Below are 16116 nucleotides of genomic sequence, written 5' to 3' on the forward strand. Positions count from 1 at the left end.
AAGAAATATGCAAAGAAAAACGCTTAAATTATATCAATCTCGAAATATAAGTACCGTTTTATACTACAATGATTCATTTCTCATTTTGACCCAATATACAGGAATATCATACCGAGCAGGACAAAGAAAAGGTCTAAAGTCTTGGCTTTGAGGTTTTTCTCGTGGAAAATCATTGCGCCAAACAGGAAACTTACCAAAACACTTCCTCTCCTTATCATCGACACGATGGATATCATAGCACTGGGCATACCCAATGCGTAGAAATAGACAAAGTCGGCTGCCGACAGGAATATGGATATCATGATGATACTCCAATCCCAATGAAACGGCGTCGTATGCTTACGAGTGGGCAGCCAAATGAGCAACATCATCGCTCCCATCATGCCCATTTGATAAATATTGTACCAACTCTGAACGACCATGCGGTTCAAACCCACTCCCCCATCAGCCGTGCTCGCCATCAGATATTTATCATACAAGCCACTGACAGCCCCCAACACGGCAGCCAAGAGCAACGAGACAATCCACTTATTATGCTTGAAATCAATGCCTTCCCGCTTTCCGCTCCGACTCAACATCCACAACGAGAAGATAGCCAAAAGCACTCCTGCCCACTGCCAAGCATTCAGTCTCTCCTGAAAAACAAGCATCGCTCCCACCAGTACCATCACCGGACGAGTGGCATTGATAGGCCCGACAATCGTGATAGGGAGATGCTTCATCGAGAAATAACCGAATACCCAACTCGACAAAACAATGCAGGATTTCAGTACGATATACTTATGTACGCCCCATCCTACAGTGGGAACATAGAACATATTCCCATCCAAGACATGCGTGAAAGCAGAGAATAATATAAACGGAAGGAAGATGCACGAGCAGAATACCGTATTGAGGAACAATACGGGGATAACCGCATTGTCACGCAAGGCTTTCTTCTTGAACACATCATAAAATCCTAACAGCGCAGCCGATAGGAATGCAAACGTCAGCCAAATCATCAATATACCACCTTTTCCAGGAACAAAGCCTTGGCCGGCATGCTCTCTCCGGCATTCGAACGATTACCCGTCTTCACGACTTCATCAAACTCTTCCAGCGTCAAGCGATGTTTCCCCACATCCAACAGGGTACCTACCACAGCCCTAACCATGTTACGCAAGAACCGATTGGCAGTAATTACAAACATGTATTGCCTGTCGGGCAGCTCCACCCAACGTGCTTCCGTCACATCGCACAACGTCGTCTTCACGTCGGTATGACTTTTACAGAAAGCCGCAAAATCCTTAACCTCCAACAACCGGCGAGCCGCCTCATTCATCAAATCAAAATCGAGCTGATACCTCAACTCACAAGAGTAGGTGTTCAGAAATGGATTCTTACCCTGATGAATGAAATAATGATAGGTGCGACTCTTGGCACTGAAGCGTGCATGCAATTCGCCATCCACCTCTTCTATCTTATCTACAGAGATGTCACGGGGCAACAAACTGTTCATCCGATAGGTCAACTGAGCACATTCAAATATCGCTTCGGTATCGAAATGGGCTGCCATCATGCGCGCATGCACACCCGCATCGGTTCTTCCAGCGCCCACTATCTCTGTCTCGTCTTTCAATAACAACGACAAAGCCTTCTGCACTTCATTCTGTACAGAGTTCCCATTAGGTTGTATCTGCCACCCATGATAGTGCGTACCATCATAGCGCAGCCATATAAAGTAACGTCTATTCATTATCTAGCCCTCGCTGCCCGCCTGAATGCCTGTCTATGGAAACGCGACTCAGCCTTGATGATTTGAAACACTTTGCCTGCCGGCAACACCTTCATAAACTTACGATGATACTCCTGTTGCAGCTCTTTCATCTTAATATCGAGCGCATCTTGCTTCTCAATAGCATCGGCACTCGCTTCATTGTCTTGCACATCGACAAAGCGGTAACGCTTCATCTGCCCGAAAATGACACGTTGCTTCCCCATCATCTCACGATACAGAGGGAAGAATACCGACGATTCGTACACCGAGAGACTAGCCTCTTTCGTGATATATTGCTCCAAGTCGCGTTCAAACTGAACCGGATCAAACTTCCGCTTCGGCCCTTGGGCATTGACAGCCAACGCAATGGTGAGCGTCAATACAACGACAAAAGCTCTCTTCATGACCATTATCCTACTCATATTCATTCGTTTACCAGAGACGCATAGATATCCTCATTGTCGAGCATGGCATAATCTGCCACCTCATCTACCGCCGTTTCATTCACGTTCACACTCATCACGCGCTTATCGGAAGGCATCACCTGCTTGCTTCCCGACTGTGGGAAATAGGTCCACAACGCTATTCCTACCACACCTATACATGCAGCTGCTGCCACAACAGAGACAATACGACGACGCACCCGACGCCTGGGCGCAACGGTAACGGTCTGCTCCGGTTGCCTTATCCTGCCCATTACCTCGTCGGCCAGTTGACTGAAATAGCCATCGGGTACGCGAAAACACTCTGCCTTCCCATACTCCCGTCTCAGTATTTCTTCATCTTGGTCTATCATGATGCTCATCTCCTTTTATTATTCAGACGTAAACCAACCACAAGGGTTTAATCCCTGGTCTTTAAATATTCTGTTATTTTTTTCACGGCAAGATGGTAACTTGCCTTCAGCGCCCCTTCAGTTGTACCCAGCACCTCGCTCATGGCGCTGTATTTCATCTCGTCATAGTAGCGCAAGGTAAAGACTGCACGCTGCACTTCGGGCAACTGCGCAATGGCTTCCTGCAACAGAGCCTGCGTCCTATCGCCGTCGAAGTAGGTGTCGGCCAGCAGCGTATCGGCCACCGCCCCATCCCCGTCCTGACTGACAACCGCCCGTACTTTCTGCTTACGTACAAAGTCCAGACTCTCATTGATAGCTATGCGGAACAGCCAAGTAGAGATTTTCGAATCATTCTTAAAATTATCCAGACTGTTCCAAGCCTTGATAAAAGTATTCTGAAGCACGTCGTTGGCATCCTCATGGGTCAGCACGATATGACGAATCTTCCAATACAGCGGTTCGCTGTATCGGCGCACTGCCATCGAGAAAGCTTCCCGTCGTTTGGCAGGGTCGGTCAACCCGTGTTGCCACATATCCACTTCTACACTCATCGCGCACCGAAGTTTTTCAACATACCATACAACACACGGTCATAGCCATATACATCAGGATACTCTTCCAGCACCCCGCGAGCATTCTGATAGAGCGTATAATACGTGATATAGAGTGGCACTTTAGGAGCTATCGCCACAGAGCGTATCAGCATACTCCGGTCTATTTCCTCTCTCTCTGCCTTATCCGTCTCTTCATCGTCGGCTTGCCCGGCCTCCAGTCCCACTGGTGCAGACATCGAATATTTGATTTTATCTACCACACTCCCATCTTTTTCGGCCAATAGGAACACAGCCAAATCGAACGGTCTCTCCACCCGCACACAGCCATGAGAAACTCCTCGGTCGTGTAGATTGAAGAAGTCGCGTTGTGAAGTATCGTGCAGATACACGGCAAAATTATTGTTGAAGCGGAAAATAATCCTACCCAAGGAGTTGCCCACACCGCCTGTCTGCACTACGTAATAACGCCCCGACATCAGCATGCCGGCCGTGACATGATGCACAGACACCTTCTTTCCCGTATGCCGATCTATCACCGAGAAACGCTTACGGGCAAAGTATGCACTGTCGCCGGCATGATGGGCCACGCTCTTCTTCACGATGCTGGCAGGCAATACCCACCTCGGATTCACATCCATACGCTCCAGCTGGCTCGACAGCAAGGGCGTCTTCGTTTCCAAACTGCCACATCCCACACGCATGGTGATGGTATCCTTGCCATCCACTCCCATCAATCTGAATGCCGGAATATTCACCAGCACATACTTCCGGTGCTTTGACGGGTCGTCGTACGTACGCCATCTTGCACGTTCCAGATTGCATAGTATCTTCATCCGGTCGAACTTCTGACGAGTGTCGTTCAGCAGATTGAGATACATTGTATAGAGTGCGTTCTTCGGCGTAATTTCTTTCAAAAAAACAGCTACACTATCCTGACGTACCTTGCGCAGCGCCACACGATAGAACGATTCGTCCACCCTGTCCTGTCCCACATCGAACAACTGCCTATAGCTGACGTGTACGGAGTCGCTGTCTCTCACATCCAGGGAGTTCAGCAGACGCCGGGGATTGACATAGCCGAATCGCTGTCCCGACGCAAACCGGAAGTAGGCCTTGGTCAGGTGGTACTCCAATCGCCCATATACCTTATTTATCTGGTTTTCATCTGAATCGAAATCCAATGCTCTGGCCCGTGCCAAATCCTCCTCAATCTGGCTTACACTGAACTTTTTCTCAGAGAATCCCATGCTCGATACAGTCTTGAGTTGCTCCAACAACTGCAAAGCCCGATGGTCTACCCCCAGCCTGTCTATCCATACGAAAGCTCCCTTGGCGCGATAGTAACGACGCGTCTCGTAGTCGGCCTTCATCGAGTCGGCATCATTGCGCATAGCCACATCAATATATTCGCGTATGCGGTGAGAATTCAGGGAGAATGCACTGGAATCCAAACTTGAAAAACTTTCCAAGCTCAGATTTCTATTTGGGTTGACCGGTTTCTCGTTACAAGCTCCTAAAAGGAAGCAACTCACTGCAACCAGAAGAACAAACTTCAGACACTTCAACTAACAGAGACTTTACGAACGACAGTTCCTACCTTGACAATATAACATCCTTTGGGGAGATTCAGGTCGTAGTGGAAATTATCTGCATCAATCTTATAACTCACCACACACATGCCGGTAAGGTTATAAACACGCACCACCTGACCATTTGCCCCTGTAATTGCCAATACGTTCCGGTTTATAATAGAGATAGATATTTTAGAAAATTCATCGTTTACTGAATATTCTACCGACGAAGCATGCAATATCTGGGGTGTTGTCATTGCCAACATCCCGACAGCCAATAGTGATAACAATCGCTTCATCATCTTACAAACCTATTTTATAACACAAAGGTATAAAATATCAAGTAATTAGGATTCCGACGCCAGCACCAACGTCTATCTTTTAATATTTTTTCACACCGACAATGCAATAAATACGTATTGGGTCTTCTATTTTCCCACCATCGTCCCCCGGCACCCATCAACTTCATTTACTGCAAGGCTTCGGCAGTATTGCTGCAAAGCCCGAACAGCACTACTGCAAAGCCCAGGCAGCGATGCTGCGAAGCCTTTGCAGTAAAATGGGTAGATAACAGGTGATTAATAAGAATGATTTATACGGGATGGCACAAGGAATAGCAAGCCACGGAACTACACCCTTATTCCTTCCGGCCACTTATCTATTCGTGGTGATAAGGCTCGCCCTTGATAATGGTACAGGCACGATAAATCTGCTCCACAAAGATGAGTCTTATCATCTGATGGCTGAAAGTCATCTGCGACAGACTGATTTTTTCGTCGGCACGCTGATATACACTCGGCGCGAAACCATAAGGTCCGCCCACCACAAAAACAAGTTTGCGGACAGTCGACTGCTTCTTGGCTATCCACTGTGCAAACTCCACCGAGCGGAATTCCTTGCCGTGTTCGTCGAGCAATACGACGGTATCTCCAGGCTGGAAGCGGCGCAACAACAACTCCGCTTCGCGTTCTTTCTGCTGCTCTTCGGTCAGGCTTTTCGTGTTTTTGAGTTCCGGTATCACAGTCATCTCAAAAGGCATGTAATGCCCGATACGTTCCGTATAATCTTCAATACCGGCAATGAAATGCTTGTTGACGGTCTTCCCGACCACGACGAGTTCTGTCTTCATAGGCTAACGGGAATCAATGCTGCACACCATCCTTGAAATCGTACTCATCAATACGCTTAGGATTAGCCGGAAACCACCCTTTCTCCACTCGCTTCTTCTGGCTGAATATCTCGCCGATACTCCATAGCAACGACGCCCCCAAGACGCCGAGCAGACTGCTCCACACCACATCGGCCACACAGACAGAGCAGACTATGGCCACGATGCCAAGGAGCAGGAAAAGCCACCAATAGCGAGTGCCGAAATAATACTCGACCTTGACAACGACAGGATGGAAGAAACCAATAATGAGAAAAGTACTTATAGCAATAATTAAACCTGTAAAATACATAAGTTTTTGATTTTAGATAAACCCACATAGCACTTTCCTCATGATTTCATGAGCAGCTACAGGGGGAATTGAAACGCTGTCAAAGATACGAAAAATTAATGAAATTGTAGAGACACATTCAAATAATTTGCTTATCTTTGCCTTATCATAGAACTGACACATTATTAATATATATTATGGCAAACAACACAGAACTTATTGCACAATGCGAAGCCAAGGCCAAGCAATGGCTGTCGCCGGCTTTCGACGAAGACACCCGTAAGGACGTACAAGCCAAGCTTGACGCCGAGGACAAAACCGAACTCATTGAGAGCTTCTACAAAGATTTGGAGTTTGGAACAGGCGGTCTGCGCGGCATCATGGGCACCGGCTCCAACAAAATGAATATCTACACAGTGGGAATGGCTACCCAAGGTTTTGCCAACTACCTCAAAATCAACTTCAAGGATAAGGAACAAATCTCTGTCGTTGTATGCCATGACTGCCGTAACAACTCCAGGAAGTTTGCCGAGACCGTAGCCGACATCTTCTCGGCCAATGGCATTAAGGCTTATCTGTTCGACGATATGCGCCCCACACCGGAATGTTCGTTCGCCATCCGCCACTTCGGTTGCCAGGCAGGTGTGAACATCACAGCCAGCCACAACCCCAAGGAATACAATGGCTACAAGGCTTATTGGGAAGACGGAGCACAGGTATTGGCACCTCACGACAAGGGCATCATTGATGAGGTAAGCAAGGTGACTGTGGACGACGTGAAGTTTACAGGTAACAAGGAACTGATTGAAATCATCGGCGAAGAGGTGGACAAGGCGTATCTAGAGAAAGTCCACACGCTCAGCATCGACCCGGAGGTTATCAAGAAGCAGCACGACCTGAAGATAGTCTACACTCCGTTGCACGGCACGGGTATGACGATGATTCCCCGCAGCCTGAAGTTGTGGGGCTTCGACAACGTATATTGCGTTGAAGAGCAGATGGTCAAGAGTGGCGATTTCCCTACAGTCGTCAGCCCGAATCCGGAGAATAGCGAAGCACTGACACTGGCTATACGTGACGCAAAGAAACTCGATGCCGACATCGTGATGGCCAGCGATCCCGATGCCGACCGCGTAGGTATGGCTTGTAAGAACGACAAGGGCGAATGGGTATTGATTAATGGTAACCAGACTTGCCTGATATTCCTGTACTACATCATCACCAACCGCAAGGCAAAAGGACTGATGCAACCTACAGACTTCATCGTGAAGACCATTGTGACAACCGAAGTCATCAAGCAGATTGCCGATAAAAACAATATCGAGATGCGCGACTGCTACACCGGTTTCAAGTGGATTGCCCGCGAAATTCTCTTGTCAGAGGGCAAACAGCAGTACATTGGCGGTGGCGAAGAGAGCTACGGCTTCTTGGCAGAAGACTTCGTGCGCGATAAGGATGCCGTATCGGCTATGTCATTACTGGCTGAGATATGTGCTTATGCCAAGAATCAGGGCAAGACACTATACGACTTGCTGATGGATATTTACTTGGAATATGGTTTCTCCAAGGAATTTACTGTCAACGTAGTACGCCCCGGCAAGAGCGGTGCTGACGAAATCAAGCAAATGATGAGCGACTTCCGTAGCAATCCTCCGAAGGACTTGGGTGGCAGTAAGGTTGTATGCTGGAAAGACTACCAGACTTTGGAACAGACTGACGAGAATGGCAATGTAACCAAACTCGACATGCCCGATACCAGCAACGTACTCCAGTGGTTCTGCAATGACGGCACTAAGGTTTCGGTACGCCCATCGGGTACAGAGCCAAAGATTAAGTTCTACATGGAAGTAAAAGACCAGATGAACGACAAGGCCGACTACGTGGAGCTTGATAAGAAGGGCGATATGAAGGTAGCAGCCATCAAGAAATCTCTGAACTTAGACTAAGATTCCTATTTGAGAATAAAAAAGAGACGAAGCTCGCGCTTCGTCTCTTTTGCGTTTATAGACTTTTTCTATAACAGATTCTTCATCAATGCGTGGCCTTCCACCATGCAGTAAGTTTCTTGCTCTCTATAGCATCACTATTCAAGCTAGGGTCGCTGATGGTGATACCCGAACTCCTGGAAACAGCGAAAGCTCCACCGGCATTATAATTTAGATAAGCACTATAGATTTCGGGAGTACAAACCGTATAGGGTACTAATCTCTTCAAGAGGTCAGCAAACTGTCTTTTCAGCGTCGCATCCTGGCACAACTGGTTCACATAGCTTTCCATATCGTAGAATACATGGTTGGTGAAACCGTCTAAGATAGTCACCTTGGCAAGCTCGGATACACCGGATGGATACTGGGTATTGATGGTCTTCATGAGCGAGGCCATCTTCTCTACCTGGCTACAATCTATCGTTGAAAGCGTTCCATAGGGATAAGGCTGTCCACCATACGAATAGGTTAGATAAAATTGATGGAAGGATTGGCACACCTTATTATAATTGGGCGTATTCAGCAGGTATTGCAAAACAAGCTCATAAGGCATACCAGCACTCATAATCTCGCTCGTAGAGGCCACTATATAGTCGGTTGCATGCCGCATATCGTATGCTGTCTCCACATTAGAGAGGTAGCAATCGTCGAAAGCAACAAACTGCATCTTCCCTATCCTGGAGTTTTTGATAGCAGCAGCATAATCAACAATATCTATCTGGGTGGCTGCAACGCTTCCTCCAAACGCCCTACTACGGGCTGGATAACTACCCTTGGGCAACCATCCCATACCATGACAGCCGACAACTGTGGCATAGATCTTTGATGGAGAATGCAAATAAGCATCGTTCAGGATGCTTGTAACGCCGGTTGTCTCGCCTAACGCGGGCAGTGTCTTCAACGCAGAAGACGCATCGGCCTTAGTACCCCCGTAGGTAAACAGTGTATCACAAACCACCTGTCCCTTATAGTAGGAGATTTCAAACATATGTGCCTTCGTATAGCTTTGGCTAATAAACACAATAAGTCGGTTGTCCCCCAGCCCTCCCATCGTCTTGATGGCTTTCTTCATGTCATTGATGTTCCCCTGAAAATCGGTATAGAGAGAATTATTATTATCCGTACCTCGTGTATTGGCAGTCCAAGGCATATACACAAAAAGAGTCTTGGAGGTAGGCTTGAATCTACCATTCAATTCGTCGTCTTCCGGATTTTTATGATGACAGGCAGTCACCATCCATCCCAGACTCAAAATCAATAACACATATAATAGATTTTTTTGACGCATAAAAATTGAGTTAAAAGAAAACACTCCCTCCATGATTTGCAAACAAAAACCATGAAAGGAGTGTTATGAGTTAATCTTGATTCTTCTTCAAATCGGCAATGGTAAGCTTGAGTGCAGCTATCTTTTCTTCAGAGTCGCTTTGCTTTTTACGCTCCAATTCCACTACCTGAGCAGGAGCATGGGCCACAAATTTCTCATTAGAAAGCTTCTTCTTGATGCCTGCCAAGAAGCCTTCAAGATGCTTCAACTGTGCTTCGGCCTTCTCTATCTCGGCCTCAACATTTATCAACGAGCCAATAGGTACGGCATATTCATCGGTTCCCACCATGAACTGAGCAGCGTCTGAAGCTTTCTCTTCTACCACTTCAACCTTCTCCAGATTACCAATCTTCAAGACAACAGAGATGAAATCAGCCTCGTTGAAAGACTTCACAGCCTGCAAGACAAGCTGTTCGCGCGGAGAAATATTCTTCTGATTGCGAATCATCCTGACGCCACCGATAATCTGTTTCACATTCTCAACAGACTTATCCAGCACATTGTCGGCATCTGTAGGAGCTTCGATTTCCAACTGTTGAGTCATGATAGACTCTCCATCTCTGCGCTCATAGATATGCTGCCACAAATCTTCCGTGATGAAAGGCATGAACGGGTGCAGCATCTTCAGCAAGCTTTCAAACACCTCAAGCGTTGCTTCATAGGTAGTTCTATCAATGGGTTTTCCATATTCCGGCTTAATCATCTCAAGATACCAACTGGAATATTCATCCCAGAAAAGACGATAAACAGTCATCAATGCTTCACTGATACGATATTGACGGAACTGCTCATTCAGTTCTGCATTGACTATCTTCAACTTCGACTTGAACCATTTCACGGCGATAGCACATTCTTCCGGCTGTGCCATATCGGCCACTTCCCATCCCTTAACAAGACGGAAGGCATTCCATATCTTATTATTGAAGTTACGTCCTTGCTCACATAGGCTCTCGTCAAAGAGGATGTCGTTGCCCGCAGGAGCAGACAACATCATGCCCATGCGCACTCCATCGGCACCGTATTTCTCTATCAACGCGAGCGGATCGGGAGAATTTCCGAGCGATTTACTCATCTTTCGGCCTAGCTTATCACGCACGATACCGGTAAAATACACATGCTTGAACGGCATCTTACCACGGTATTCGTAACCGGCCATAATCATTCTGGCAACCCAGAAGAAGATAATATCCGGACCGGTAATAAGGTCGCTGGTAGGATAGTAATAATTGATTTCCGCGTTATCCGGATTATTCACCCCATCAAACACAGAAATAGGCCACAACCAGGAAGAGAACCATGTATCAAGACAATCGCTCTCTTGGTCCAAATCGGCGGCTGTCAAAGCGGCATCCTTAGCCTGCGCCATCTCCAAAGCCTGCTCTGCCGACTCTGCCACAACAAAATCTTTCTTGCCATCAGAAGTCGTGAAATAATAGGCAGGAATGCGATGTCCCCACCATAGCTGGCGACTAATACACCAGTCTTTGATATTTTCCAGCCAATGACGGTATGTGTTCTTATATTTCTTGGGATAGAACTCTATCTCATCATCCATCACTGGAGACAGCGCCAAATCGGCAAAATGCTGCATATTCAAGAACCACTGTGTAGACAACTTCGGCTCAATAGGCACATTGGTACGCTCGCTGAAACCCACTTTATTGTTATAGTCTTCCACCTTTTCCATCAGCCCGGCAACCTCCAAGTCCTTTGCTATCTGCTTACGCACAACCATACGGTCCCGTCCGACATACAGCCCGGCAGCCTCAGATATAGTACCATTATCATTGAAGATATCAATAGTCTCCAGATGATGCTTGAGTCCAAGTGCATGGTCATTGATATCATGCGCCGGAGTAACTTTCAGACAGCCCGTTCCAAACTCTATATCCACATACTCGTCTTCGATAACGGGAATCTCTCTGTTGACCAATGGTACGATGACGTGCTTACCTTTAAGCCACGTATTCTTCGGATCGTTAGGATTAATACACATCGCAGAGTCACCCATAATGGTTTCCGGACGTGTCGTAGCAACCACGGCATACTTGCCAGGTTCCTCTACCACCATATATTTAAGGTAGTAGAGTTTTGAATGTTCCTCCTTGTATACCACCTCTTCATCGCTTAATGCCGTCTGGGCCTGTGGGTCCCAGTTCACCATTCTAGCCCCGCGATAAATCAAACCTTTATTATACAAATCGCAGAAAACTTTGATGACACCTTTCGAACGAGTCTCGTCCATGGTGAAGGCAGTCCGATCCCAGTCGCAGCTAGCACCCAGCTTACGAAGCTGTTTGAGGATGATTCCCCCATGTTCATTGGTCCAATCCCACGCATGCTCCAAGAATTTCTCGCGCGAAAGGTCTGTTTTCTTGATACCTTGCTCAGCCAGACGGGCAACCACCTTGGCCTCTGTCGCAATGGAAGCATGGTCTGTTCCCGGCACCCAGCAAGCATTCTTACCCTCCATTCTGGCCCTTCTCACGAGAATATCCTGAATCGTATTGTTCAGCATATGGCCCATGTGGAGCACACCAGTCACATTGGGTGGCGGAATAACCACCGTATATGGCTCGCGCCCATCGGGTTTAGAACTGAAGAGTTTGTTATCCAACCAGTATTGATACCATTTAGACTCCACTTCCTGTGGGGTATATTTGCTTGCTAATTCCATCTGTTTTATAGCGTAATATTGATTTCTATCTTGTTTAATAAACGTTGCAAAATTACGAATTTATAATTGAAATTCATTATCTTTGCAGAAATATTTAAGAACATGCACACACGCGAAGAAAAACTTGCAGCATTCGGTCGACTGCTCGATGTACAGGACAGATTAAGGAAAGAATGCCCTTGGGACCGCAAACAAACCAACGAAAGCCTCAGGCCTAACACTATCGAAGAGGTCTACGAACTATGCGATGCCCTGGCAAAGGGCGATTTCAAGAATGTCTGCAAAGAACTGGGAGACGTCATGGAACACGTGCTTTTCTATTCGATTTTGGGAGCAGAAGATAGTCATTTCGACGTTTCGGATGTGTGCAACCAAGAAGCCGACAAGCTCATGTTCCGTCATCCGTTCATTGATTGGACTGGCTGGCAGGTGTCAAATCCCAACATGACCATCAATGAAGCCGGTCAAGTGGTGAGCAAGGAAGACACGACCATTTCTTCTGGCCGCCCCGAAACCGCCGCCCAGGTGGAAGGAACGTGGGAGCAAATCAAACAGAAAGAGAAAGATGGCAACCGCACTGTACTCTCAGGAGTTCCGACGGCGCTACCTGCTCTTATCAAGTCTTACCGCATACAGGACAAAGCCCGCAACGTTGGATTTGACTGGGAGAAGAAAGAAGATGTATGGGATAAGGTGAAAGAAGAGTTAGGCGAGTTGGAGACCGAACTCAACAAAGGAGACAAGGAAGCCGCTACCGACGAATTGGGCGACTACATCTTCAGCCTTGTCAATGCCGCCCGACTCTACCATCTGAATCCGGAAACAGCATTGGAACGCACCAACCAGAAGTTTATCACCCGCTTCGAATATATCGAGAAACGCCTCAAAGAACAAGGAAAGACATTCGACGACTGCACTTTGTCAGAATTGGATGCACTCTGGAATGAGGCTAAAGCACAATCTAAAAAAGGAGAACAAAACGTATGAACAGGAAAATAATACTGGCCGTCGTGGCAATGAGTACAGTCGTTTTCTCTGCTTGCCAACAGCAAAAAGGGAAAGTGGTCAAGCAACAGTTTGCCGACAGCCTGACGACATCGACCATCCCAGACAGTACTATCTATGGCGTCTGCGGCGAATCTACAGCTATGCACAACCTCGAAATCATCTCGGATGCCGGCGACACACTCACCTACGAGATGCTGGATGAGGGAATCGACTCTGCCATCGTGCGCGGTGGACTTCTGGCCGGAGACCGCATGGCAGTCATCGCCAAGCAAACCACCGATGGCAACGTGGCCTTAAAGGTTATCAACCTGACCACACTCCTGGGCAAATGGACCAGTCTAGACAAGAATTTCGAGATTCAGGAGGGTGGCATCATCAGCAGCAATATCAAGGCCGAAAGCAAGCCTTGGACCTCGTGGAAGATTTGGAACGGCCGCCTTGTACTCAACAAAGACACGTTCGACATCAACAACCTGGGCGCAGACAGCCTGTACTTGGAAAACAAGGAAGGCATCTTTGCCTACAAACGCAGCAAGTAAGCGATGGAACCTTTCCGTATTTACATCCTCGGATGCGGCAGCGCACTGCCCACCATGAAACACCAACCCACTTCACAGATTGTAGAAGTGAGGGGCAAATCATTCATGGTAGATTGCGGAGAAGGCACGCAGAATCAATTAAGAAAGATGCGCATCGGTTTCACGAAAATCAATGCCGTCTTCATCTCCCATCTCCACGGCGACCATTGTTTCGGCCTGATAGGGATGATTTCCACTTTCGGCATGCTGGGACGCACAGCTCCCTTACACGTCTACGGGCCTGCCGACCTGGGCAAGCTGCTCGACCTGGAGCTGCCGATGTTTTGCAGTGGACTCGAATACCAAGTTGTATTCCACACCGTAGACACCACGGTAGCACAGATTATCTATGAAGACCGTGGCGTAAGCGTAGAGTCTATCCCACTGAATCACCGCATCGACTGCTGCGGTTTCCTGTTTCGCGAGAAACCCACCCCACCCCATATCCGCCGCGACATGATAGACTTCTACCACATCCCTATCAGTCAAATCAACAACATCAAGGCCGGAAGAAACTGGACGAACGAGGATGGAGACACAATTCCCAATGCACGCCTAGTGACACCTGCCGACCCTCCGAGAGCCTACGCATACTGTAGTGACACCAAGTACATGCCCAAACTGCACACCCGAATCGCAGGGGTCGACCTGCTCTACCACGAGAGTACATACGATGCTTCGCAGCTCAAACGCGCACAACTATACTACCACAGCACGGCCGAACAGGCAGCAATGGTGGCCAGAGACGGCCATGTGAAGAAGCTGCTACTGGGCCACTACAGTGCCCGATACAACGACGAGTCAGCCTTACTCACCGAAGCAAGAGCCATATTCCCCAACACCGAACTGACGAAAGAGGGCATGACTATCAATGTTTAATGCAGGTTGACACCTATTATACAACAGAATAAAAGATGACACAGTATTTTATCATTGTCGACAATCAGCAGCAAGGCCCTTATACGCTTGCACAGTTGCAAGACATGCACATAGGACAAGAGACTTTAGTATGGTCGGCCGAGTTAACACAATGGACACCGGCATGGCTAGTAGAAGAACTGAAACCATTGTTCAACCTATCGTCTGCCACAGCCGTTCCCCCTCCTATTCCACCGCAAGCCATCCCGACGCCCGAAGACGAGCCATCACATCCGGAAGCGACAGACCAGCCCCAACCAGTTCATCAGGTAGCTTCCAAACAACGAAGCCATTGGAGAGGTTTCGTATTTCTGGGCATTGCTATCATCCTTGGCATCCTGGCCATCACCAATCCTAGCCGCGAAGACCACAACGCAGCCATACAGCAAGCCGTGAAGGAAGTCCTCAATACACAGCAATACGACAGTGACGAGGATATTTTCTCTCAGGGAATGGAGATTATCAGTGGCCTGATAACCAGACACATGACATCTGCCATCGTCGACCAGATGCTCGAAGTCGATAACTACGGAATCTTCTCTATCGGCACGATACACCTCAACGGCAAGTCGCACACCATATCATACGGCATATTGGGACACGTCTACACTTTCGACAAGACCGACGTAAAACAGGCATTAGAGAAACACGGACTGACTCCCGAAGATGCTTCCGAAGACGGCAGCGAAGCATCTCCAGACCAACAAGCACTTTGACAGATAATGACGACTGCCGCAATATTTTCTGTATATATGCTTGCCTGCCTTACATTTTTATCTTACTTTTGTAGCAATTCATCTAAACCCATCAGAATATGACGTCACCAACCGAACAAACTCATCTGCAATTAGAACGTTTTCTCAACAAGATTGCACAGAAACTCTCTTCCTGTGAGTCTCCCACTATGATGACCGACATTCATATCAAGGTATCTCAAGATTCCGGCGAAATGCTGGCACTCGATGACAGCGATACAGAGATAACACGATGCGTGGTTGAAGAATGGATAGACAACAAGGACGACAAGTTCTATCTATGTGTAACGAAAATCCTGCGAGATTTCCTTCATAAGAATGCAGACATAGCCAACAACCTCGGTCTGCTCAAACCCTATAGCTTCGTACTCGAAGACGATGAGAACGAGAACATAGCAGAACTCTACGTGGCCGACGACGACACCATCATCATCGGTGGCGACTTAATGACCGGACTCGACGATGATTTGGACAGCTTCTTCAACGACCTTATCAGCAAATAAGGACTGAAGCGACCGACCGCAACAGAATACATACCATATATGACAGACAGAGCCGAAGCCCAGCTTCGACTCTTTTTTATGCCCGAACCGTCATACCACAGGCTGCGGGCATCGCCTTTTCACACACCTTTCCACCTGTTTAGTTACTAACCATTTTCCATTCATTTCACTGCAAAGGCTCGGCAGCGTCACTGCAAAGGCCTGACA

General features: G+C 47.6%; 17 protein-coding genes. 6 read left to right on the plus strand and 11 right to left on the minus strand.

The features are described from left to right. Window positions 1-80 precede the first annotated feature (80 nt). The 9 genes from ACZ42L_RS05145 to ACZ42L_RS05185 form a co-directional block, all read right to left on the minus strand. Entirely contained in the window at window positions 81-998 is a 918-nt protein-coding gene (locus tag ACZ42L_RS05145; protein WP_464716978.1) for an EamA family transporter, read from the minus strand. Window positions 999-1000: 2 nt separating this feature from the next. Continuing rightward, window positions 1001-1735, minus strand: coding sequence for a tRNA pseudouridine(38-40) synthase TruA (gene truA / locus ACZ42L_RS05150; protein WP_464716819.1), 735 nt, complete (start codon window positions 1733-1735; stop codon window positions 1001-1003). Next, complete coding sequence (locus ACZ42L_RS05155; RefSeq protein ID WP_464716820.1) at window positions 1735-2178, minus strand: hypothetical protein; 444 nt, start codon at window positions 2176-2178, stop codon at window positions 1735-1737. The genes truA and ACZ42L_RS05155 overlap by 1 nt, the downstream gene beginning before the upstream one ends. 2 nt (window positions 2179-2180) lie before the next feature. Next, window positions 2181-2552, minus strand: a complete 372-nt coding sequence (locus tag ACZ42L_RS05160; protein ID WP_464716821.1) for a hypothetical protein — start codon at window positions 2550-2552, stop codon at window positions 2181-2183. Window positions 2553-2599: 47 nt separating this feature from the next. Further along, window positions 2600-3127, minus strand: coding sequence for an RNA polymerase sigma factor (locus ACZ42L_RS05165; RefSeq protein ID WP_464716979.1), 528 nt, complete (start codon window positions 3125-3127; stop codon window positions 2600-2602). A 14-nt stretch (window positions 3128-3141) separates the two neighbouring features. Next, on the minus strand, window positions 3142-4617 hold the full coding sequence (locus ACZ42L_RS05170; protein ID WP_464716822.1) for a L,D-transpeptidase family protein: 1476 nt from the start codon (window positions 4615-4617) through the stop codon (window positions 3142-3144). A 92-nt stretch (window positions 4618-4709) separates the two neighbouring features. Then, window positions 4710-5021: a T9SS type A sorting domain-containing protein gene (locus ACZ42L_RS05175; RefSeq protein WP_464716823.1), complete on the minus strand. Its 312-nt coding sequence runs from the start codon at window positions 5019-5021 to the stop codon at window positions 4710-4712. Between the two features lie 356 nt (window positions 5022-5377). Continuing rightward, a complete protein-coding gene (gene rlmH / locus ACZ42L_RS05180; RefSeq protein WP_464701231.1) occupies window positions 5378-5848 on the minus strand; it encodes a 23S rRNA (pseudouridine(1915)-N(3))-methyltransferase RlmH in 471 nt (156 codons plus the stop codon). 13 nt (window positions 5849-5861) lie between these two features. Beyond that, window positions 5862-6179, minus strand: a complete 318-nt coding sequence (locus tag ACZ42L_RS05185; RefSeq protein ID WP_464701233.1) for a DUF4491 family protein — start codon at window positions 6177-6179, stop codon at window positions 5862-5864. Between the two features lie 176 nt (window positions 6180-6355). Here ACZ42L_RS05185 and ACZ42L_RS05190 point away from each other — a divergent pair, with 176 nt between their 5' ends. Beyond that, window positions 6356-8104 (plus strand): phospho-sugar mutase, encoded by a 1749-nt coding sequence (locus ACZ42L_RS05190; RefSeq protein ID WP_464701234.1) that lies wholly within the window; start codon window positions 6356-6358, stop codon window positions 8102-8104. A gap of 85 nt (window positions 8105-8189) precedes the next feature. Here ACZ42L_RS05190 and ACZ42L_RS05195 read toward each other — a convergent pair whose 3' ends face one another. Next, window positions 8190-9407, minus strand: a complete 1218-nt coding sequence (locus ACZ42L_RS05195) for a clostripain-related cysteine peptidase (protein WP_464716824.1) — start codon at window positions 9405-9407, stop codon at window positions 8190-8192. Between the two features lie 94 nt (window positions 9408-9501). After that, the gene (locus ACZ42L_RS05200; RefSeq protein WP_464716825.1) at window positions 9502-12147 is read right to left on the minus strand and encodes a valine--tRNA ligase; all 2646 of its coding nucleotides are present in this window, start codon (window positions 12145-12147) and stop codon (window positions 9502-9504) included. A 102-nt stretch (window positions 12148-12249) separates the two neighbouring features. Between ACZ42L_RS05200 and mazG the strand changes: the two genes are divergently transcribed. From mazG to ACZ42L_RS05225, 5 genes are all read left to right on the plus strand, one after another. Beyond that, a complete protein-coding gene (gene mazG, locus ACZ42L_RS05205) occupies window positions 12250-13134 on the plus strand; it encodes a nucleoside triphosphate pyrophosphohydrolase (protein WP_464701239.1) in 885 nt (294 codons plus the stop codon). After that, a complete protein-coding gene (locus ACZ42L_RS05210) occupies window positions 13131-13694 on the plus strand; it encodes a lipocalin-like domain-containing protein (RefSeq protein ID WP_464706943.1) in 564 nt (187 codons plus the stop codon). Before mazG ends, ACZ42L_RS05210 begins: the two co-directional genes overlap by 4 nt. 3 nt (window positions 13695-13697) lie before the next feature. Next, window positions 13698-14612 carry a ribonuclease Z gene (locus ACZ42L_RS05215; RefSeq protein WP_464716826.1) on the plus strand — a complete coding sequence of 305 codons (915 nt, stop codon included), beginning with the start codon at window positions 13698-13700 and terminating at the stop codon, window positions 14610-14612. A gap of 35 nt (window positions 14613-14647) precedes the next feature. After that, window positions 14648-15367: a GYF domain-containing protein gene (locus tag ACZ42L_RS05220; protein ID WP_464716827.1), complete on the plus strand. Its 720-nt coding sequence runs from the start codon at window positions 14648-14650 to the stop codon at window positions 15365-15367. 98 nt (window positions 15368-15465) lie between these two features. After that, complete coding sequence (locus tag ACZ42L_RS05225) at window positions 15466-15909, plus strand: hypothetical protein (protein ID WP_464701247.1); 444 nt, start codon at window positions 15466-15468, stop codon at window positions 15907-15909. The last annotated feature ends 207 nt before the right edge of the window (window positions 15910-16116 follow it).

The organism is Prevotella mikamonis, from assembly GCF_055381405.1.

Excerpts from the sequence above, each read along its gene's own strand:
- ACZ42L_RS05160 (WP_464716821.1), bottom strand. The coding sequence starts at position 2,552 with ATGATAGACCAAGATGAAGAAATACTGAGACGGGAGTATGGGAAGGCA.
- ACZ42L_RS05190 (WP_464701234.1), top strand. The coding sequence starts at position 6,356 with ATGGCAAACAACACAGAACTTATTGCACAATGCGAAGCCAAGGCCAAG.
- ACZ42L_RS05185 (WP_464701233.1), bottom strand. The coding sequence starts at position 6,179 with ATGTATTTTACAGGTTTAATTATTGCTATAAGTACTTTTCTCATTATT.
- mazG (WP_464701239.1), top strand. The coding sequence starts at position 12,250 with ATGCACACACGCGAAGAAAAACTTGCAGCATTCGGTCGACTGCTCGAT.
- ACZ42L_RS05200 (WP_464716825.1), bottom strand. The coding sequence starts at position 12,147 with ATGGAATTAGCAAGCAAATATACCCCACAGGAAGTGGAGTCTAAATGG.
- ACZ42L_RS05210 (WP_464706943.1), top strand. The coding sequence starts at position 13,131 with ATGAACAGGAAAATAATACTGGCCGTCGTGGCAATGAGTACAGTCGTT.
- ACZ42L_RS05175 (WP_464716823.1), bottom strand. The coding sequence starts at position 5,021 with ATGATGAAGCGATTGTTATCACTATTGGCTGTCGGGATGTTGGCAATG.
- ACZ42L_RS05220 (WP_464716827.1), top strand. The coding sequence starts at position 14,648 with ATGACACAGTATTTTATCATTGTCGACAATCAGCAGCAAGGCCCTTAT.
- rlmH (WP_464701231.1), bottom strand. The coding sequence starts at position 5,848 with ATGAAGACAGAACTCGTCGTGGTCGGGAAGACCGTCAACAAGCATTTC.
- ACZ42L_RS05215 (WP_464716826.1), top strand. The coding sequence starts at position 13,698 with ATGGAACCTTTCCGTATTTACATCCTCGGATGCGGCAGCGCACTGCCC.
- truA (WP_464716819.1), bottom strand. The coding sequence starts at position 1,735 with ATGAATAGACGTTACTTTATATGGCTGCGCTATGATGGTACGCACTAT.
- ACZ42L_RS05165 (WP_464716979.1), bottom strand. The coding sequence starts at position 3,127 with ATGTGGCAACACGGGTTGACCGACCCTGCCAAACGACGGGAAGCTTTC.
- ACZ42L_RS05155 (WP_464716820.1), bottom strand. The coding sequence starts at position 2,178 with ATGAGTAGGATAATGGTCATGAAGAGAGCTTTTGTCGTTGTATTGACG.
- ACZ42L_RS05225 (WP_464701247.1), top strand. The coding sequence starts at position 15,466 with ATGACGTCACCAACCGAACAAACTCATCTGCAATTAGAACGTTTTCTC.